This window comes from Pseudoalteromonas sp. CnMc7-15, assembly GCF_022347925.1.
GTDB lineage: Bacteria > Pseudomonadota > Gammaproteobacteria > Enterobacterales > Alteromonadaceae > Pseudoalteromonas > Pseudoalteromonas ruthenica.
This window is the reverse complement of sequence record NZ_JAKRFT010000003.1, coordinates 198,684-218,785: the sequence shown is the minus strand read 5'-3', so window position 1 is coordinate 218,785 and position 20,102 is coordinate 198,684. Positions and strand designations below refer to the sequence as shown.

The window sequence follows — 20,102 nt, the reverse complement described above, 5'->3', positions numbered from 1 at the left end:
ATAAGGGTTAAAAATTGTTAGCGATAAAAGCGCTAGGGTATACAACTAGCTGCGCTACTGGGTCATGCTTTCGCTTGTTAGTTCGATGATTTTTCGTCACTATGTGGTGCACATTGGTTTTCAGAGGTATTTAGGTGATGTGGGGCAAGCTTCTTGGTGCCTGCTTTGGCTTTATGTTTGGTAAGTTTCTTGGCGCCTTATTGGGGCTGTTCGTTGGGCATATGTTCGACAGAAGCTTAAAGCAGGACTTTGACCGTGCTGGCGGTTTTCGTGGCTTTTTTAACCACGAAGATGTATCTCAGCGCCAAGCCTTATTTTTCTCTAGTTGCTTTGCTGTCATGGGGCACATTGCGAAATCCAACGGTCGCGTCAACGAGATGCACATTCGTGCAGCCACTCAGTTTATGGATGAAATGGGCTTAAGTGGTGAAGACAAGCGCGAAGCTCAGCATGCATTTCGCGCGGGTAAAGAGGCTGATTTCTCCATGAATGCGACGCTGCGAGAGTTCCGCGAGCATTTTGCCGGGCGCTTCGATATGTTGCAGTTATTTTTGGAAATCCAAATTCAGATGGCCTTCAGTGATGGTCACTTAGCCGAGCAAGAAAAAGCGCTGTTGGAGCAGGTCGCCAAAGGGCTGGGTGTCAGTAAAACCCATTTTAACTTTATCCTCAAACGCTACCAAGCCGAATTTGCTTTTCGCCAACAGCAGCAACGCTTTTCTCAGCAACAACAGCAGCATCATCAAGGGCGTACATCAAGTACCAGCGATGCGGGTATGAATCGTCGTCAGGCGTTGGATATTCTTGGTTTGGAAGAGGGAGCGGATGCGCGCACTGTTAAAAAGGCCTACCGCAAGTTGATGGCGCAGCACCACCCTGATAAGTTAGTCTCTCAGGGCCTTCCTGAGCATATGATGAAGTTAGCGCAAAAGAAAAGTCAGGATATCCAAGCGGCATATGAGTACCTAAAGGCTTAGAATAAGCGCCGCAGAAAACCGTCGATTTCCGTTGCTAGGCGGTGTATTTGCTGCTGCTCACTAAGCTCAGCGAACAATGTACGTTGGCGGTAATCAAATTTTCTGTTTTTCTCTGCCCAGAGTCGTCGCTGTGGCCGTTGCTGTGTGGCCCAGCTATGATCAAAAGGGGTGTACACATCGAGCACCGCAGGGGGCATCACTGATAAATTGGCGCTAATGTGGTGGTGGCGCGCAGGGACCGGCAAGTAGGCGCCCACAGCAATAAACGCGTTAATATCCACCTGTAGATTATCGACAAAGTACTCACTGAGTAAGCCAGCGCTGCGCCCAGCAGCGAACACACTAACCGCTTTGCCTTGCTCCTGTGCCCGCTCTAGCAGACTAACAAGTTGTGCGCTTAAGCGCTGTTGTTCTTTATCCAACAGTTCAGAGGAGATGGCTTGTTGATAGCCTGGGACATAACTGGGTTGCGGCTGCTCGGTTTCGTCAGCAGGTTGTGGAGGCGGCTCCTGAGATTGCTGCGTTTGCTCTTGTTGCTGCTCTTCGCTAGCGTCTTGCTGGGCAGCTTCGCTCTGTTGCTCATCGTCATGTGTTGCTGGGCGGTTAACTAAGAGGTAGCTGCTGTAGCCACGCTCACTGAGCAGTGCCCGTAAAAATATAAAACCACGTTGATTACCATAGGGGTCGTCGATGCTCGGGATCATAAGCACGACACCGCGATGCTCTGACGCCATATGTGGGCGAAACACCACACTAAACTCTTCTCCTTTGGCGAGCAGCGTTTGTGTCTCATCGAGGCTAGCTAGGTAATGCCTATCGAGGGTCGGGCTGGCATTGGCTGGCCATTGCACGAGCAACCCTATTAATATCAGTATCAATCGCAGCACAGACGTTAAACACCCTCTATTATTTTATATCTACATAGCTATCGGCCAACGCCATAAAAAGTTTAGAACGGACACGAAGCGGTGAACTCCATCATCTCTTCGTTACTAGGATGGCGAAGCTGTAGCCAAGTGGCGTGTAGTTGTAGCCTATCTGCTCGCGCTTTGGCGCGTTCATGGGCGTAAAGTCTATCGCCGAGGATCACATGTCCTAGGCTAAGCATATGTACACGTAACTGATGACTGCGCCCGGTGATCGGGGTGAGTTCAACGCGAGTGGCGTCCTGCTCATAATCAAGCACCTGATAATGCGTGAGTGAAGGTTTCCCTCGGTCATGATCGACCATTTGCTTTGGCCGGTTTGGCCAGTCGCAAATAAGGGGCAAATCGACGCTACCACTTTGCTGTTTTAGATGACCCTCAACCCGAGCAAGATAACGCTTGGCCGTTTGCCGCTCTTGGAATTGCATACTTAGATGACGGTGTGCGGCTTTATTTAATGCCAGACAAATAACCCCGGAGGTAGCCATATCTAGGCGGTGCACAATTTTGGCGCTAGGAAAAACAAGGTTAGCGCGGCGGATCACACAATCTGCATGCTTGGGGTCTTTACCGGGAACGCTGAGTAAACCACTGGGTTTATCCAGTACTAATAAGTCATCATCTTGGTAAAGAATGCGCAGATAAGGAGTGCGCGGTGGATTATAGTGTAACAGCATGGCCAGCCCCGTTAGATAAGGCCGGCCATTTTAAAGAAATGCTTAGTGGCTGACAACGATTAAGCGAATGGCATCGAGTTTAACCTTGGCTTTGTCGATGTAATCATCCATTTGCTGCTTGTTATCACGATAATAACTGAGCTCCTCGTCACGAATATTCGGATTGATTTCTTTCAGGTTTTGTAAGCGAGTCAGCTCTGTATCCAGAGCCTGATGCATGCTCTGTTTGGCCTGCTCACGTAGTTGCTCCATGTGCACCTGCGCCTGCTCATTACCTTGCTCAATCAGCGGGTGAATGGCACTTTGTAATGCGTTCACAAGCTTCGAAGCCGTTTGTCTGCCAACGGCATTTAATTGCTGATTAAAGGTATCAAAGGCAACATTGGCGCTGAGGTCGTTACCGCCTTTATCCAGTAGTAGTCGTATGGGGGTTGGCGGTAAATAGCGGCCTAATTGTAATGATTTCGGAGCCATGGCTTCGGCGATGTAGACCAATTCAACAAAGAAGGTGCCGGCCGGCAGTTTTTTGTTTTTAAACAGCGCCACCGAAGCGGTGCCAAAATCGTCATCACAGATCATCTCCATTGCCCCTTCGACCATGGGGTGATCCCAACTGATAAAGTGCAAATCTTCTTGCGCAAGCGCCGTGTCTCTATCAAAAGTGACACTGATGCCTTCTTCTTTTAAGCAGGGGAAGGTGGCACCAAGCATGTGCTCCGTGGGTTTGAGGATAATGCTATTTTCGCCTTTGTCCTCTTGGTTTACACCCCAAATATCAAACACATTGATCATGTAGCTGGGCAGCTCAAAGCTGTGGTCTAAGGCATTGATATCCTGCACTAGGTGCTCAGACTGACCTTGGCCGCTGGAGTGCAGCTCTAATAACCGGTCACGTCCTGATTCCATTTGCGCTTTGAGCGCTAGATAACGCGCATGAACGCGCTGTACCAGTGCTTGCAGCGGTTCATCTTGGTAGCTGCCATCAGCCAGTAACTCGATGAGCTCATCGCCAAACTCTTGATTGAGAATATGCCCAGTGCTGGCAGTGTGTTCAAAGGCATTCAGGCCATGGTGATACCACTGCAGCAGGGTGTCTTGCGCAGTGTGTTGAAAATAAGGCACGTGAATTTTAATGTCTTCGCTTTGGCCGATACGATCTAAGCGGCCAATGCGCTGCTCTAAAAGGTCTGGGTTGAGCGGCAAGTCGAACAGCACGAGGTGGTGAGCGAACTGGAAGTTGCGCCCCTCGGAGCCAATCTCAGAACAAATAAGGACCTGAGCACTGTCTTCAATGTCGGCAAAGAATGCGGCGGCGCGGTCACGTTCAATAATGCTCATGCCTTCATGGAACAGTGCGGCCTTGATCCCCTCGCGTTCACGCAGTGCTTGCTCAAGGCTTAACGCGGTTTCGGCTTTAGCACAAATCACCAACATCTTTTGCGGCTTATTGGCGTTAAGGGTGTCGATAAGCCACTGTACCCGAGGGTCGAATTGTGTCCAGCTGCTGTCTTGACCCTCGAATTCTTGGAACATTTTCTCTGGGAACAGCGCGCGCATGGCGTTGAGCTCAGCCGGCCCTGAGCTGCCTAAACTGCCCATTACGTTCATCGCCGTTTGGTATTGCGACGGCATTGCCATTGGGTAGGTGTGCAAAATACGCTCGGGGTAGCCGCTTATGCCACTGCGGCTGTTACGGAATAAAATGCGCCCTGTGCCATGACGGTCCAGAAGCTGCTCTAGCATGCTGGCTTTCGCTTGCTCATCGCCCTTAGCAATACCGGCAAGTAGTGCTTGCGCTTCGCTACCTAGCAGGTTGGTAAGTACTTGCTGTTGTTCAGTGCTCAGAGCTTGTTCTTGGAGTACGCTATTGGCTGCGTCAGCAATGTCTTGATAATGTGACTCTTGGGCAACAAAGGCGTCGTAGTCATAGAACCTGTCAGGGTCGAGCAGTTTCAAACGGGCAAAGTGACTTTGGTGGCCAAGTTGATCTGGGGTGGCGGTAAGCAAAATAAGACCGGCAATATCGCGACTGAGCTCTTCAATGCGCTGATACTCGGTGCTGGGTTTATCCACCGACCAGCTTAGGTGATGCGCTTCATCAACCACCATAAGGTCCCAATCCGCCAAGGTTGCTTGTTCAAACCAGCGTTTTTTCTTGGTTAGGAATTCTAAGCTAGTGAGCACCAACTGTTCGGTCTCAAGCACATTGGGGCTGTCGGCATAGGCTTCGGCGCAGCGCTCTTCATCAAAAATGGCAAACTGTAAGTTAAAGCGGCGCAGCATTTCTACTAGCCATTGATGTTGTAAATTCTCCGGCACGACTATGAGCACGCGCGCAGCGCGGCCGGTAAGCAACTGTTGGTGCAAAATCATACCGGCTTCAATGGTTTTACCTAAACCCACTTCATCGCTGAGTAACACGCGCGGGGCAAAACGTTGTCCCACCTCACGGGCAATATGCAATTGGTGCTCAATAAGGCTAGCGCGTTGCCCAATTAACCCTTTTAGTGGTGACTGCGCGCGCTGGTAGCGATGTTGCCACGTGTTGTAGCGCAGCGTGTAACGGTCGAAACGGTCTACTTGACCAGCAAAAAGCCTGTCTTGAGGCTTATTAAACTTAATAAAATGATCGAGAAAAGTTTCTTTGAGTTCCACCGGTTCGTCATTATCAAGACGTTTGCCTACGTAGGTATATAAGCCATCGCTTTGTGTTACTTCGCTGACCTCAAGTTCCCATTCATCAGCACTGCGAATAGTATCGCCAGGATTGAACTTTACACGGGTAACGGGGGCTTCACTTTGTGCATAGACCCGGTTTTCCCCGCTTGCAGGAAAAAGAATGCTTACTTGGCGTCCTTCCAATGCAACTACGGTACCTAATCCTAAATCGGACTCGGTATCACTGATCCAACGTTGACCTAAGGAAAAATTCATTACTTGCTCGACTCGACTTTGATTTACCTAGGCTTGAGCGCGTTGGCCCAAGCAAAAAAAGGCGGCTATATTAGCGTGCTCTTGATTGATTATCACCACAAAACGCAGAAAAGTTTCTACGCTTGTGTGTTTTATATACAGCAGCAAAAGAAGGGCATTTTTGCAAACAAAAAAGTGTGATTTTCATCGTCTTTTTTACTGTCATAAAAGCGTCTTTTGTAATTCATAGACTAAACTTGAAGTATGCCGTTACTGATTCAGGCTGTTTATTGAGCTGCGGCGGCATACATACAATAAAAGACAAATAGGAACGCGCTATGGACCAAGACCGCCACGCTACCAGTAGTAAAATGTATGTGCTCGACACCAACGTATTACTCCACGACCCCCTTGCTTTCCTCTCTTTCCAAGAACACGATGTAATTGTTCCAATGACTGTCCTCGAAGAGCTCGACCACATAAAAGACCGCAAACGTGATGTGAGTCGCGATGCACGAGTAGCTATTCGTGCACTCGATGAAGTATTGCGCGATGCCACCCCAGAGCAAATGTTGCAGGGGGTGCTATTGCCCAGTAATAAACGTGCACCAGAAGCGCCTCGGGGTAAGCTCATTATTGTTAATGATCACTTATTTGCAGATAGCATCTCTGGGCTGCCCGGGGATGAAAACGATCACCGCATCATTAACTGCGCGGTGTATCTGCAAAAGCAGTACAGCGACGCCAAAGTGGTGCTAGTGACCAAAGATATCAACATGCGTCTTAAAGCCAAAGGTGCGGGTCTGCATTATGTTGAAGATTACCGTACAGACCAACTGATTGATGACATTACACTACTGACCTCAGGGTATAAAAAAATAGAGGGTGATTTCTGGCAGCATGTTGGGGAGTGTGAAACCGAGCAGCAAGGGCGCGATGCGCTTCATCACGTTGCCAGAGAGTTGGTACCTGATGTCTTTGCCAATGAATATTTGCTTGATGACAGTGGCCATTTCGCGGCTCGTGTAGTTGGCTATGATGAAGCACATATAACCCTAAAAGACCTAGGAGTCGAACGGCTTTTAGCGCGCAGCGCCTGGGGCATTAAACCAAAAAATATTTACCAAGGCATGGCCATGGATGCCTTGCTCGACCCAGATATCGAACTGGTGTTACTCACAGGCCCGGCAGGGTGCGGCAAAACGATTTTAGCCTTAGCGGCCGCCCTTGAAATGATCATCGAAAAAGGTATATACGACAAACTAATTGTGACCCGCAACACCCCTGAAATAGCGGAGTCTATAGGTTTTTTGCCAGGCACAGAGGAAGAAAAAATGGCGCCTTGGCTGGCAGCGATCACTGATTCTTTGGAGGTGTTGCACAAAGGCGATGAGAACCCGATTTCCAGTCGCAACTATATTATGGAAAAAGCCAATATTCAGTTTAAATCGGTGAACTTCATGCGTGGGCGTAGTATCCAAAATGCCGTGGTATTGCTTGATGAGAGCCAGAATTTAACAGCCTCACAGTTGAAAACGATTATCACGCGCTGCGGGGCGGGCACTAAATTGATTTGTTCGGGGAATCTGGCGCAAATAGACAGTAACTATCTGACCCCAGTGACATCGGGTTTGACCTATATCGTTGAGCGCTTTAAGCATTTTGAGGGCAGTGCCACCGTAAATCTAAACGGTGTGGTGCGCAGTCGCCTTGCTTCATTTGCTGAAGAAAACCTCTAAGCATACAAGCTAATTCACTGTGTATGTGGCTAATTTCTGCCATATATTCAGTGAATTGTTAGGTATTTATGTCTAAACTGGGTAAATACGTTAAATAGCGGGTAAATTGCAGCCAAATTCATTCTTTTGTATTGGTTCTGCAAGCAGTTAAGACAAACTAGGGCAAATAAATGAGGTCAGCACGTATTCTTGTTGTCGATGATGACGAGTTAAATCGGGTGGTTTTGGAGAAAACGCTGAGCCCCAAGCACAAAGTGTTTGGTGTCGAAAGTGCTGAGGCCATGTTTGAGTGGTTAGCGACTAACAGTGTTGATCTGATCTTGCTGGACATCGTCATGCCCGGTATGGATGGTTACGAAGCGCTGCGTAAGCTTAAGCATGATGAGCGCACACAGCCTATTCCTGTCATTATCATTTCCGCCAATGATTCTCTCGTTGATGAAGCTAAAGGCCTTGAGCTCGGAGCCATGGACTACATAACCAAACCCTTTGGTAGTGCCATAGTGCGAGCGCGCGTTAAAAACCAGCTGACTATCAAGCAAAAGAACGACCTGTTAGAGATGCTGGCCAGTATCGATGGCTTAACCGAAATCCCCAATCGCCGTTATTTTGATGAACAGCTCTCGCGGGAGTGGCGGCGTAGTGTCCGCGCTGGGCTGCCGTTGTCTGTGGTGCTCATTGATATTGACTTTTTTAAACGCTACAACGATCACTATGGCCACCAACGCGGTGATGAGTGTTTGAAGAAAGTGGCTTCAACCTTGGTGGCCAATTGTCAACGTGGTAGTGACTTCGTCGCTCGCTATGGCGGTGAAGAATTTGCTGCTGTGCTGCCAGGGAGTGAAGAGGGGACAGCCATGGCGTTGGCACAAAAGCTAAAACGCGTTATAGAAGAGCTTAACGTGGCGCATATAGACTCGCCTGTTGCTGACCATGTCACTATCAGTATGGGGGTATCTACCTATCCTGGCTTTGGTGATGCGCAATCGGAATCACAGCTTATTGAGCGCGCTGACAAGGGTCTTTATAAAGCGAAGCAACAAGGGCGTAACACCATTGTATTTTTCGCATAAAAAAAGCCACCCTGTGGGTGGCTGAACGTTTATAGCTTATTGATAAGCGCTTGGTAGGCGCTGTCACCTACACTGACTAAGGCGCCGTCAGCAAAAACCAAAGGAGTGCATTCGTCCTTTGAGATTTTGCCATCAGACTTTTTACTTTGCGTGGCGTAAAATAACACTTGGTAGTTGTCTTGTTGATGACGGAACGATTCACTGAAATCTGGCGTTCCCAAAGAATTTTTCACCTGCGCAAACCCGGTACCTAGCTGCAAGTCAGCAATGTATGTGCGGTTGTCTTTTTGTTGCTGCTGCCAATCACTGCCAGCCCAACGAGCATCAGCATCGCCATCATTCACTGAAACAACACAGCCTCCCAGTAAAGGAAGGGCGACTAAAGCGGCAATAAGTGTTTTTTTCATTGTTATATCCGTTATTAAGTATTGTTAACACCTAGGTAAGATAACAAATTTAATGCCAATATTTATTTGTCTTTATTATCATTAGGTTATTAAATTATCAAGGTGTCTCTTAGGCCTAGAAACCCATAGTTTAGTGAATCTAACTAACCTGATTGCGGATTTCACCATTGGCAAACCCAATAATATTTTTCGCCAATTGTTCAATGAGGCGGTCGCGGGCTTGACGAGAGGCCCAAGCAATGTGTGGCGTTAACAATAAGTTATGGCCTTGATATGCAATTAATGGATTATCTGCGGTGGCAGGCTCACGTGTAAGCACATCTAACGCCGCACCGGCTATATCACCTTGCTCTAGGGCCGCAACGAGCGCTTGTTCATCAATAATAGGGCCACGAGCTGTATTGATGAGCACTGCACTTGGTTTCATTAAAGCGAATGCGTCGGCGTTAAATAGTTGCTGAGTCTGTGGCGTTAAAGGGCTATGAATAGAGACCACATCAGCGTTTTGCAGTGCTTGTTCAAAGCTAACCCGTCCTTCTCGTACTGGCTGTCCTTTACGCTCCGCAACAATGACCTTCATAGCGAAGGCTTCTGCAACGCGCGCCACCGCCTGACCTAACTCGCCATAGCCGATGATAGCAAGGGTTTTATCGGCAAGCTCCTCAATGGCATAATCCAAGCGACAAAACATATCACTTTGTTGCCACGCACCGTGATGGCAGTCATTAATGTAGCGATGAATGTTACCTAATAAGGCGTTGAGTAGGGCGAAGGTGTGCTGCACCACCGAGGCGGTAGAGTAGCCAGCAACATTACATACTGTGATGCCTTGCTTGGCAGCGGCTTGTAAGTCGATATTGTTGGTGCCGGTGGCAGCAACGCAAATCAATTTAAGCTTGGGTAGCGATTGCATGTGCTCAGCATTTATCACTACTTTGTTGCTAATAATAACCTCGGCATCTTGGCAACGAGTAACAACGGACTGCGGCTCAGTTAGCTCGTAAGAATGAAAGTCTCCGAGTTGCTCCAGTGGGGCTAAGCTATTGTCACCTAAAGTTTTTGCATCAAGTAGTACTATGTTCATAACTCTCTTCTCTCGTTTCGCCAGTAAGACAAAGTAGGCGTTAAAATACGGTGGTTTAGCACTAGTCTTTCATGGTGACTTAGCGGACGCAAAAAAATATTGACCTTGGAGTTAACACTAAGGTCTACAATCAGTGACAGTTAAATAACTGCGAGAAAAACTAATGCGAATTTCAGAGTTAGCAAAAAAGGTGGACATGAGTCCCGATACGCTTCGTTACTACGAACAGCAAGGGCTATTACAGCCGCCTAATCGCACTGCAGCAGGATACCGGGATTATACGCACGCCCATTTAGCGCAATTAAACTTTATTCGTCGTGCTAAAGACGTCGGCTTTAGTTTGCAAGAAATCTCTGAGTTATTGAAGATTAACTTTGAGAAACAGCAGCATAGCTGTCATGAAGTGAAGCAACTCACGCTGCGAAAAAAGGCACTTGTGGCAGAGCGTATCGCTGAGTTGCAACGCTTTTATGCCTCTCTTTCACAATTAGCCGAGCAGTGTTGTGGCACAGAATTACCGGCAGAGCATTGTTCAATTTTGACCGCATTGGAGGACGTTGATGGACTTACTAACTAATTTTTGGCAACTGTTTGTGCTATCTGCACCTTGGCTGATGCTGGGGCTGTTTTTAGCTGGGCTCATCAATGTATATCTTCCTGCTAACTTTTTGCAACGCCACCTTGGTAAAGAAGGCTTTTGGACAACTGTGAAAGCGGCTTTTATTGGCGCTCCCATGCCATTATGTTCTTGTGGCGTGATCCCTGCAGCCGTTGGGCTCAGACGGGCAGGGGCATCGAAAAGTGCGACTACGTCCTTTTTAGTCTCCACGCCTGAAACTGGTGTCGACTCAGTGTCTGTATCCTACGTCTTACTGGGCCCTTTTATGGCTATTATTCGTCCTATTGCCGCAATTACCAGTGCCATTACCGCGGGTGTGCTAGTAGGTAAAGAGTCTAAGCCCGAGGCAACCCCAACACAGCTATCGTCGCCGAGTTGCTGCGCCGAAAAAACGCCACAGCCGAGCACTTCATGTTGCACCAATAAGCAACAAGCGCCAGCATCCCAAGCTCCCACGCAGGCACAACAGGCTGATAATACAGCGCCGGCCTCATGCTGCAGTAGCCGCCCTAAAGCTACAAAAGAGCCCCGTTTCATGGCTAAGTTTAAGCAAACGGTGCACTTTAGTACCACGAAACTGTTAAACGATACCGCCATGTGGTTAATGATTGGTCTGTTTTTCGCGGCGTTAGTGCAAACTTATGTGCCCGCTTCTTACTTGAGCCAGTGGGGCAGCGGATTATTGGCGATGACGGTGATGGTGCTTATCAGTATTCCAATGTACATTTGTGCCACGGCATCTACGCCAGTTGCCGCTGGACTGCTCATTGCTGGAGTATCGCCAGGCGCGGTATTGGTATTTATGCTAGCAGGACCTGCGACTAACATTGCCACGCTCGGTGTTGTTGGTAAGGAGTTAGGCAAGCGCGCGATTGTTGCCTACCTCAGTGCTGTCATTGGTGTAGCCTTAGCATTTGGGTATTTAACGGATTGGCTGGTGGTACGGTTCGACTTTGCAGTGAGCCCTTTAGTTGGGCATCAGCACGAGCTTATGGCACCGTGGTTATCGCAAAGCTTAGCCGTGATTTTACTGCTGTTGTTATTACGCTTGGTATGGCTTAAGTTGCGCGCATGGCAAGCACCTGCGCAGCACCATGATAATGCATAAAGGGTTGTATCCCTTACTGGTAAGAGTTGATAAACTTAGCGAATACGTAAATGGCGCGATACAATAAGCGCCGTTTTTTTGCCTGTGGTAATAAGGTGTAATCGTGGATAAGTATGCAGACATAAGACCCTATAATGACGACGAAGTAGCAGATGCTGTTGCCCGGTTGGTAGCAGATAATGACTTTGTTGATTTGATAGCGAAGCATAATTTGCCCGGTTGGCTTGCCGGTATGCGCTTTCTATCTCGCCCGCTGGTGCGTGCGAGCCTGAAACGTAAATGGGGCCAAGTAAACTCAGTGCGCCAAGTCCAGCTTGAAGTTGTGCATTATCTTGAGCGCATCATCCACAACACCACCTCAGAGGTCACCTATTCAGGGCTAGACAAGCTCGATAAAAACCAAGCATATCTGTTTATCTCCAATCACCGTGATATCGTGCTTGATCCCGCGTTGGTTAATTTTGGCTTGCACCAACATGATATGAATACCGTGCGTATTGCCATTGGTGATAATCTGCTACAGATCCCATACATCACTGAGCTGATGCGCTTAAACAAAAGTTTTATTGTAAAACGCTCGGCAAAAGCACCGAAAGAAATGCTTAAAGCGTTATCACAGCTCTCAGCCTATATTTATGACTCGTTGCAGGATGGCCACAGTATTTGGATAGCCCAGCGCGAAGGGCGTACCAAAGACGGTTTTGATCAAACCGATCCGGCGTTATTAAAAATGTTGCAATTGAATGGGCGCAAGCAAAAGAAAGAGTTTGCTGAGTATGTACGCGAGCTAAAAATTGTGCCGGTGTCCATTTCTTATCAATATGAACCGTGTGCGATATCCAAAGCGAAGGAGCTCTATCATAAAAAGCACCACGGCGAGTATATAAAATCTGCCGGTGAGGATATCAGTAGTATAGTGGAGGGCTTTACGACCAATAAAGGCCATGTCCACCTCGCTTTTGGTCAACCGGTGCAAAGTGGCTGTGATACCCCAGAGGATCTTGCAAAAACCATCGATAAGCAGATTGTTGAATCTTTTTATTTGCACCCAGGCAATTACATTGCCGCTAAGCACGGTGATGCGGTTGTTGATTCCGAGTCCGTCGATGTGAAAGAGTTTGATGAGCGTATGCGTGCGATTCCCGAAGAGCTACGCGATCTCGTTACGGCCCTGTATGCGCGCCCAGTACTGCGCAAGGAAGAAATGGATACCTAGGCTGGTAATTCAGAGTCTTTGGCATTAACGTTATACCTAGGGTTGGTTTTTAATACACACCAAGGGTAACAAAGGCTAGGGTAGTCGATGCGCTCGGCGTTATGCGCTGCAAGTAGCATTGAACCTTGGCCTAATCACACTGGGTAGAGCGTACATGCAGCAGCTGGAAATCTTTTCTATTGATAGCCCCTGCAAAGGGGTATGTCAGGTCAATAACCGAGGTTATTGCCTAGGCTGCTTTCGTTCTCGTGATGAGCGTTTTATGTGGAACCAACTCAGTGATGAGCAAAAACGTCACGTTAACCTACTTTGTCATCAGCGCTATAAGCGAGCAATGCAGCGCAAGCAACAACAGGGTGACATCAACACACCTGATACGGGGCAGGGAGAGCTTGATTTATAAGCCGTGCTTTTGTTTTAGGTAGTCAACAACGCCATTTTGTTTAAGGGTGTTTAACACTGCGAGTAAGTCAGGGATCAACGCCTCATGGCGTTTATGCACATAGTGGTAGCTGTAGTAATCATTAAGATGCTGGCGATGATAGCTGGGGTTGCTATGGCTGTCGAAAGCCTGCTTGAGGTGAAAGTCTAAGATGGCAATGCCATCAACTTGTCGTTGAGCTAAGAGGTTTAATTGCGCCGAGACGCTTTTTAGGCTTAGCCGCCGGCCTTGGTAATTTTGGCTGTCGAGGTATTGTTCGGCTACCGGGTAACCGCTACGCAGCACCACGCTATTAAGATCGTTCAGTTGGCACTCGGCGCAGCGCGTAAGCATGATCAACTCAAACTTAAACAATGGAAAATCAACGCGAACCAAATTAGCGTAACGAGATTCAATTGCAGCAATGCGCCCTAATTGCCCGTCTAAAGTTCCTTCGTCGGCAGCGCGTAATGCTTGTGGCTGGTCAAACTCTATCAACTCAAGCTGATATCCAAGCTGATCATAGGCTAAATCCATAAGTTCAATAACATAGCGAGCTTGTGGTGTATCAACAGGCTTGTTAAAGGTCATGTTAGACGATGCATAGGCGCCAACAGACGCACTCAGCAGCCATAGCGAAGTAACATAGAGGATGGTGCGTTGTAACAAGGTTGAGTTAAGCATGCTATACCATAGTTTATGCGTGGCACTTCCTTGTTTCGCAATTGGGCTTACTCCGTTACCCATGTAAAATACGCGTTAAATTTCGCCACCATTCTAGGGAAGTTAGTTAGGTTTTTCTAGCACTTGTCGCAACTAAGCAACAAACTATCTACTTTTGCCATAGGTCGGATTTGGTATAGTATAGTCAGGATATGAACACCAACCTGAGTGTAACTGCGATGAGTTTCAATTTGTGCCTACTGCCTCGCGAAGAAAAGTACCGTATTCAGCTAGACTACGAGGCCTCATTTTGGGCTTACCAAATAGTGCGCGGTAAAAATGCCCGCGACAAAGTTTACGAGGCGATTAATATTCGTCCTGTCTCTGAGCAAAATTATCTCAAGCAACAGTTTGAACATTATTTGGCATTGATGAGTGCATCGCGATGAGCGACGTTGATGTGCAGCGCCTTGCTGACATCGCCACCCCATTAGTTAACAAGTTTTATCAGGCTTATGGGGCTCGAGGTCGTGCCTCTAAGGCAGACCAGGTTTGGGTAGCCAGAGCCGATAGTGGCATCATTGGTGCAGCACGGTTGCTGCACTTGTCGGAGAACTTGCTACTCGTTGGCGTGTTTATTGCCCCACAGTGGCGGCAAAACGGGGTTGCTCGGGAGTTAATCAGTACTGTGTGCCAACACCAAAAGCAGCCCATTTTTAGTTTTATTTATGCTCATTTAGCCGCTTTTTACCTCAGCTTAGGGTTTCAGCCCGAGCCCGATTTGCCCGACGAATTACAACAGCGATTTAATGCCTATCAGCGCCAAGGACGCGATATCTTGGCATATTGCCTGAATCGAGGAAACCATGCTTAGAGCTTTGCTAGTGTGTTGCTGCTTCTTAGCGTGTGCAGTGAGTGCCAAAGTACAACGACTGTCGCCGAATGAAGGGCTGTCGCAAAGCTATGTCAGTAATATGTTGATCGATAAATACGGCTATTTGTGGTTGGGCACCGAAAGCGGTTTGAATCGCTACGATGGTTATCAGGTCATTGCTGTTGCCGGAGACAACGGCGAGCTTGATGAGGCGATGATCGACGCTCTCTATCAAGACCAACAAGGTCATATTTGGATAGCCTCATTACTCGCTGGGTTACATCGTTTTGACCCTGATACCGGGCGCACCGAGCAAGTGCTGGGGCCGCCACAGAGCGACGACGTTACGTTCGCTAAAGCGGTATTTACTATGCTGGCTATTGGCCCCAATGAGCTTTGGCTTGGTCGTGGTGAGGATGTGGCGAGCCTGAATATAGAGACCGGCGAAGTTACCTCATTGTTCACGCTGGAGAGTAAAGATGAGCGCTCTTTAGTAAGGCAGATGTTTAAATTCGGCGAGCAGGTCTATGTCGGTACTAGCTCGGGTGCCTATATCTATGATTTGCAGACTAAGAAAGTCCGTTCTTTGGCACACCTTCCCGCAGGCATTAGTGGGATTCACCGTAATAATGTGAAGTCTTTCGCGGTGATAGACGCTGAACATTTGTTGGTTGGCACGGTAAAAGGTCTGTATCAGCTTGATATTAACGCCGATGGTTCGCTCGCCGCTGATGCACATTCGCCTGCTAGCGAAATGTTAATAGCTGACTTGAACATATGGCAAATGCAGGTGTTAGGCGAAGACACCGTACTGTTAGCCACTGATAAAGGCTTATTTGAATTTAATATTTCCACCCGAGCTCTGCGTAAACGTCGCCAACTTATCGACAGCGAGTACAGTTTGTCAGACGCCAGTATTATCGCTATGCAAGAGACGCCGCAAGGGGATTTGTGGGTGGGAACCAAAAGTGATGGCGCCTTCTTTTTACCGAAAAAGCATTTTCAATTTGATAATCTAACAGCACAGAATTTACGTGGCGAGGGCCTGTCGCACCACAATATTTGGGCATCCACTGTGGTCGATAATACCCTTTATTTGGGGACTCACAATGGCCTTACTATTGTCGATACACAGCACAATAGCAGCCAAATTTTGTACAAAAACCATTTGAGCGATCAGCTTGATAATGCCTTTAGTATTTACAGGCTCATTCCTTTTGCTGATCAGTTACTGTTAAATACTACACGAGGCTTATTCTATTTCGATATTGATAGTACTGAGCTACATCGTGTTATTGCTACCAACAATGATCAGCAACAGTATTTGCAAGGCTGGTTACATGGCCTATACAAAACCCCAGATAACCGCGTATATGGAGTGAACCAAGACCAAGGATTCTTCTATTTCGACTTAGATACGAAAGTGCTCACGCCGCTGCACGGCGACCTTGATGAGTTTGACCCCTTCCTTGCGCTCGGCTTCAACAAACCACTGCCTGATAAGCCGAACCAACCCTTATTTTACAGTGGTGGTCAGTTGTTACGCCTTGATAGCGAGCAGCAAAAATTACAGCTGCTCTACGAAGTACCTCAGTCCCATGAAAACTTGGCGGTGAATCTCAACAGCTATGTCGTCGACCATCAAAATGTTTTGTGGCTATCGTTTTCTAACTTTGGACTAGTGGCGCTGGATGCGCGCACATTCGAGCTGATTAAACGCATCGATTTACAGAAACTAGGGCTGGGGACCTTAATGTATGATTTGGTGCTGGATGAGCATGGCATGATTTGGATGAGTAGCCACAAAGGTGTTTGGCGTTTTAATCCATTGACTGAGCACTTTCAGCAATATACCACCGAAGAAGGGTTGGCCACGAATGAGTTTAATGGCGGCTCTTTTAGCCGTTTTGATGATGGTCGAGTGGTGTATGGTTCCGTTAAAGGCGCAACACTTTTTTACCCACAGCAGAACCAGCCGCAGCGAGCGTTACTTAAGCGCGTCAATATTACTTCCGCGCAGCTCGCCTATCGGGAGTTAGATAAACAACTTAGCCCGTTAGAGCAAGTGCATCTAGAGCATGATGATATCGGCTTAGAGGTGTCTTTTGCGGCAATGATATACAACTATCAAGACCGTATTATTTTTCAATATCAGCTTGGCGACAGTCCCAAAGCACATACCAAAGATAATAACCGGGTGGTATTTTCAAAGCTTAACCCAGGTTTGCATACTCTCAAGGTGTGGGCACAGGACCCATTCACAGGCGAATTTACTGATCCCGCGCAGCTGCAAATCAAGGTCGATTATCCGCCTTGGAGCTCACCTTTTTACCTGACTTTATATGTACTGCTGGGGGCGACCCTGGTGGGCTTGTGGCTGTACCGCCGTAATCAGATTCAGCGCATGATTATTGCTGCCCACAATGAGAGCAAAGAATCAGAAGCTCGGCTGAAACTCGCCTTGGACGGCAGTCATTCTGGGGTATGGGATTGGCGACAAGAGGGGAGCCAAATATACCAACCGCGTCTGCGCGAGGAACTGGGTTATGACTACGATAGCTGCCACTTAGATGATTATCTGGCACTTATTCATCCTGATGAGCGGCAAAAATTCCGTATTGAGTGGTTAGAGTTCTTGTCCACAGATAAGGGTTACTTCAACTGTGTGTATCGCCTGCGTCACAGCAACGGTTTATGGCGCTGGTATAAGGACTTTGGCAAAGTCATGGCGTGGCAAGACGATTTGCCTATGCAAGTTGCTGGTACCTATACCAATATGACCCGGGAGTTGGTATTTGAAGAAAATGCACGGCTATTTGGTGCAGCGTTTGAGCAAACCAGTGATTGGGTGATTATTCTTGATCATAAATTGCGTATCCGTGCCACTAACCAAGCGTTACGGGAGCACTTTAACTATTCACCAAGTACACGCTCAAGTCGACACCTCACTCTTGGGTTGAGCAAAAATACCCGTATTAACTACTTACGTATCTTGAATGACCTCAATGTGGGTGAGCATTATCAGAGTGAGGAAGTTGTCATTATTAAAAATGGTGAGCAGGTACCGGTACTATTGAAAATGAGTGCGGTGGCAGATGCTGAGCACCACCTCACCAGCTATATCATTATCCTTACCGATATCAGCGCGCCTAAAAACGCTCTCGCCAGTAAGCGTGAGCATGCCCATTACGATAGTTTAACGGGCTTGCCTAATCGGGCTCTTTTTATGGACCGAGTGGAACATGCGCTGGAGCAATCAGCGCGGCAACAAAACCAGTGTGCATTAGTGCTGATTAATATTGCCAATCTTAATAAAATCAATAGTGCGCGTGGCTTCGAAAGTGGTGATCAGCTGTTACTTAGCCTCGCTTATAGGCTACAGCGTACGGTGCGTTCGCAAGACAGTCTAGGGCGTGTGAGTGGCGATGAGTTTGCATTGCTGTTGGAGAATATGGACGATGTCGAGCATATCGTCACTGTGTGTAAAAAAGTACGCGATGTATTAACTCAGCCGTTCAAGCAGCGGGTAATGGAACCGCTGGTTGAGGTTAGCCTTGGGATCGCGCTTTTCCCACAAGACGCGCAACGCAGTGACGAGTTATTAAAGTGTGCTGATTTGGCGATGTATCAGGCAAAGCGTCTAACCGGGAGCCACTGTCAGTTCTTTAAGCCGGAAATGAACGCTTATGTGCAACGGCGTATAGACACCGAAAAAGCAGTGGCATCTGCTTACGAGCAGTGTGAGTTCGTCAATCAGTATCAAGCTATTTTTGCATCGCAGAATCAGCAAGTTATCGGCTTTGAGGTGTTATTACGCTGGCAAAAGCAGCAGCAATTACTTGCTCCTGACGAATTTTTAGTTCATGTGCGCAAGCCCGAACTATGGTCTAAGTTATTTTTACAAACCCTAGAGCGAGCGATACTAGAGAGTCAGCTTTGGTTGCGCCAGCGTCACGATTTGACTATAAACATGAACCTGTCCGGGCGCGAGTTTAGCCAACCTGGGTGTACCGGCGATATTACTCACCTGCTGCGTAGTTTTAACTTTCCCCTCGCGCAGCTGATGTTGGAGATACATGTGAATGATTGGCTGCAGTTAGACGAGCAAGCCAAACAAGCATTGCAAATGCTTCAGCAAGAGGGTGTAAAAATAGCTCTGCAGGTCAATCGTGGTGATGACTTTTGTGTCCCTGAACTGTGTGGTGATACGCTCAGCGCAGTGAAGTTGGGTCCGCAGTTAGTTGCTGAAATTTGTATGGATATGTCGGTGCAAGCTAAAGTCACTCGTTTTCTCAAGGTGGTTAACGCCTTGGAGTTGACCGTGATTGCCGTTGGCGTGGAAACTGAGCGCCAAGCACAGCTGATGCGCGACATCGGCTGTGCCGCGATACAAGGATTTCACATGCAGCGCCCAGCCTTGGGCGACAGCATTGCTAGTTTGCTTAAGTAACCGCAGCTAATTTAGGTGATGCCCACAATGTGGGCAAAAGCGCTTTAAAGGATGTTTTTCCCGTACTTGTTGCTCTATTTGCGCGCACTCTTTCTTGCTCAGACCCAGCTCTACTCTTAATTCATCGAGATGTTCACGATCATCAACACAAATCACTCCGTCTTCCATCAGTTGGTAAGCTGTTTCGCTGTATCTATCACGACGTTGGCGCAGTTGGTCGGAGAAGCTAGATGCCAATAAACCAGTGGGAATGGCCACCATCCCCATACTTAAAATGGTAATGATGCCACCGAATACCTTGCCTAACCCGGTGATCGGCACGACATCGCCATACCCTACGGTCGTCAGGGTGATCAATGCCCACCACATGGCCTTGGGAATAGAGCCAAACTTATCGGGTTGGACATCATGTTCCAATAAGTAAATGCCACTGGCGGCGACGATTAAAATCACCGCCATAATAGAGAAGGCCGCAAACAAAGAGCCACTTTCTTCTCGAATGGTTTGCAGCAGCAACTGCATGGCCCGCGAGTAGCGTGTGAGTTTGAAGATACGCAGCAGTCGTAAAACCCGCAAAAAGCGCAAGTCGAAGGACACAAAGAACACCAGTAGAGAGGGCAGAATAGCCAACAAATCGATAATCGCCATGGGCGAGCAAAGGTAGCGCAGGCGCCGTTGCGTATCACTCAAAGTGCTGTTCTCAAAGCGCTCCAAATCAACACTGGTCCACAACCGAGCTAAATACTCAAGGGTAAAAATGCTCACCGATATAAGCTCAAAATAAGCGAAAAAGCCAATGTGCTGTTTAGCAACACTGGGCACCGACTCAATAACAATAGCAATGACATTGGCGAGGATCAGTGCCACTAAAATAGCGTCAAAGGCGTAGCCGTAATGGCGCACCCGGCCCCGAGATTCAAATACTTGTGCTAAGGTGTTTCTTATTCTTATCATC

General features: G+C 47.8%; 17 protein-coding genes. 10 read left to right on the top strand and 7 right to left on the bottom strand.

What is annotated here, in order from left to right:
• The first annotated feature begins 137 nt into the window (after window positions 1–137).
• On the top strand, window positions 138–977 hold the full coding sequence (gene djlA, locus MHM95_RS08315) for a co-chaperone DjlA (RefSeq protein WP_045979617.1): 840 nt from the start codon (window positions 138–140) through the stop codon (window positions 975–977).
• Here djlA and MHM95_RS08310 read toward each other — a convergent pair.
• The 3 genes from MHM95_RS08310 to rapA all read right to left on the bottom strand — a co-directional run bounded on the left by MHM95_RS08310 (window position 974) and on the right by rapA (window position 5,514).
• On the bottom strand, window positions 974–1,828 hold the full coding sequence (locus MHM95_RS08310) for a DUF3530 family protein (protein WP_239385022.1): 855 nt from the start codon (window positions 1,826–1,828) through the stop codon (window positions 974–976). The two genes, djlA and MHM95_RS08310, sit on opposite strands and share 4 nt — an antisense overlap.
• 98 nt (window positions 1,829–1,926) lie before the next feature.
• Window positions 1,927–2,580, bottom strand: a complete 654-nt coding sequence (gene rluA / locus MHM95_RS08305; protein WP_239385021.1) for a bifunctional tRNA pseudouridine(32) synthase/23S rRNA pseudouridine(746) synthase RluA — start codon at window positions 2,578–2,580, stop codon at window positions 1,927–1,929.
• 42 nt (window positions 2,581–2,622) lie between these two features.
• Entirely contained in the window at window positions 2,623–5,514 is a 2,892-nt protein-coding gene (rapA, locus tag MHM95_RS08300; RefSeq protein ID WP_239385020.1) for an RNA polymerase-associated protein RapA, read from the bottom strand.
• A 317-nt stretch (window positions 5,515–5,831) separates the two neighbouring features.
• Here rapA and MHM95_RS08295 point away from each other — a divergent pair, with 317 nt between their 5' ends.
• Both MHM95_RS08295 and MHM95_RS08290 read left to right on the top strand, forming a co-directional pair.
• The gene (locus MHM95_RS08295) at window positions 5,832–7,232 is read left to right on the top strand and encodes a PhoH family protein (protein WP_239385019.1); all 1,401 of its coding nucleotides are present in this window, start codon (window positions 5,832–5,834) and stop codon (window positions 7,230–7,232) included.
• Window positions 7,233–7,402: 170 nt separating this feature from the next.
• Entirely contained in the window at window positions 7,403–8,305 is a 903-nt protein-coding gene (locus MHM95_RS08290; RefSeq protein ID WP_045979587.1) for a diguanylate cyclase, read from the top strand.
• A gap of 29 nt (window positions 8,306–8,334) precedes the next feature.
• On the opposite strand, the gene MHM95_RS08285 is transcribed toward MHM95_RS08290, so the two are convergent.
• Both MHM95_RS08285 and MHM95_RS08280 read right to left on the bottom strand, forming a co-directional pair.
• Window positions 8,335–8,712, bottom strand: a complete 378-nt coding sequence (locus MHM95_RS08285; protein ID WP_022946339.1) for a DUF3192 domain-containing protein — start codon at window positions 8,710–8,712, stop codon at window positions 8,335–8,337.
• Window positions 8,713–8,851: 139 nt separating this feature from the next.
• Window positions 8,852–9,796: a D-2-hydroxyacid dehydrogenase gene (locus MHM95_RS08280; protein ID WP_138590321.1), complete on the bottom strand. Its 945-nt coding sequence runs from the start codon at window positions 9,794–9,796 to the stop codon at window positions 8,852–8,854.
• Window positions 9,797–9,959: 163 nt separating this feature from the next.
• Between MHM95_RS08280 and zntR the strand changes: the two genes are divergently transcribed.
• The 4 genes from zntR to MHM95_RS08260 all read left to right on the top strand — a co-directional run bounded on the left by zntR (window position 9,960) and on the right by MHM95_RS08260 (window position 13,142).
• Window positions 9,960–10,373, top strand: a complete 414-nt coding sequence (zntR, locus tag MHM95_RS08275) for a Zn(2+)-responsive transcriptional regulator (RefSeq protein WP_045979585.1) — start codon at window positions 9,960–9,962, stop codon at window positions 10,371–10,373.
• Entirely contained in the window at window positions 10,357–11,523 is a 1,167-nt protein-coding gene (locus tag MHM95_RS08270) for an SO_0444 family Cu/Zn efflux transporter (protein ID WP_239385018.1), read from the top strand. Before zntR ends, MHM95_RS08270 begins: the two co-directional genes overlap by 17 nt.
• A 103-nt stretch (window positions 11,524–11,626) precedes the next feature.
• Window positions 11,627–12,739 (top strand): 1-acyl-sn-glycerol-3-phosphate acyltransferase, encoded by a 1,113-nt coding sequence (locus MHM95_RS08265; RefSeq protein WP_022946335.1) that lies wholly within the window; start codon window positions 11,627–11,629, stop codon window positions 12,737–12,739.
• Window positions 12,740–12,893: 154 nt separating this feature from the next.
• Window positions 12,894–13,142 (top strand): DUF1289 domain-containing protein, encoded by a 249-nt coding sequence (locus MHM95_RS08260; protein ID WP_151173155.1) that lies wholly within the window; start codon window positions 12,894–12,896, stop codon window positions 13,140–13,142.
• On the opposite strand, the gene MHM95_RS08255 is transcribed toward MHM95_RS08260, so the two are convergent.
• Window positions 13,137–13,844 carry a transporter substrate-binding domain-containing protein gene (locus MHM95_RS08255; RefSeq protein ID WP_239385017.1) on the bottom strand — a complete coding sequence of 236 codons (708 nt, stop codon included), beginning with the start codon at window positions 13,842–13,844 and terminating at the stop codon, window positions 13,137–13,139. The genes MHM95_RS08260 and MHM95_RS08255 overlap by 6 nt on opposite strands.
• Before the next feature lie 218 nt (window positions 13,845–14,062).
• On the opposite strand from MHM95_RS08255, the gene MHM95_RS08250 reads away from it, so the two are divergent.
• The 3 genes from MHM95_RS08250 to MHM95_RS18870 are packed head-to-tail and all read left to right on the top strand — an operon-like array spanning window position 14,063 to window position 19,147.
• The gene (locus tag MHM95_RS08250) at window positions 14,063–14,272 is read left to right on the top strand and encodes a DUF3283 family protein (protein WP_026111308.1); all 210 of its coding nucleotides are present in this window, start codon (window positions 14,063–14,065) and stop codon (window positions 14,270–14,272) included.
• The gene (locus MHM95_RS08245) at window positions 14,269–14,697 is read left to right on the top strand and encodes a GNAT family N-acetyltransferase (protein WP_239385016.1); all 429 of its coding nucleotides are present in this window, start codon (window positions 14,269–14,271) and stop codon (window positions 14,695–14,697) included. Before MHM95_RS08250 ends, MHM95_RS08245 begins: the two co-directional genes overlap by 4 nt.
• 37 nt (window positions 14,698–14,734) lie before the next feature.
• Window positions 14,735–19,147 carry an EAL domain-containing protein gene (locus tag MHM95_RS18870; RefSeq protein ID WP_239385015.1) on the top strand — a complete coding sequence of 1,471 codons (4,413 nt, stop codon included), beginning with the start codon at window positions 14,735–14,737 and terminating at the stop codon, window positions 19,145–19,147.
• Window positions 19,148–19,153: 6 nt separating this feature from the next.
• Here MHM95_RS18870 and MHM95_RS08235 read toward each other — a convergent pair whose 3' ends face one another.
• A complete protein-coding gene (locus MHM95_RS08235) occupies window positions 19,154–20,101 on the bottom strand; it encodes an ion transporter (RefSeq protein WP_239385014.1) in 948 nt (315 codons plus the stop codon).
• Window position 20,102 lies beyond the last annotated feature (1 nt).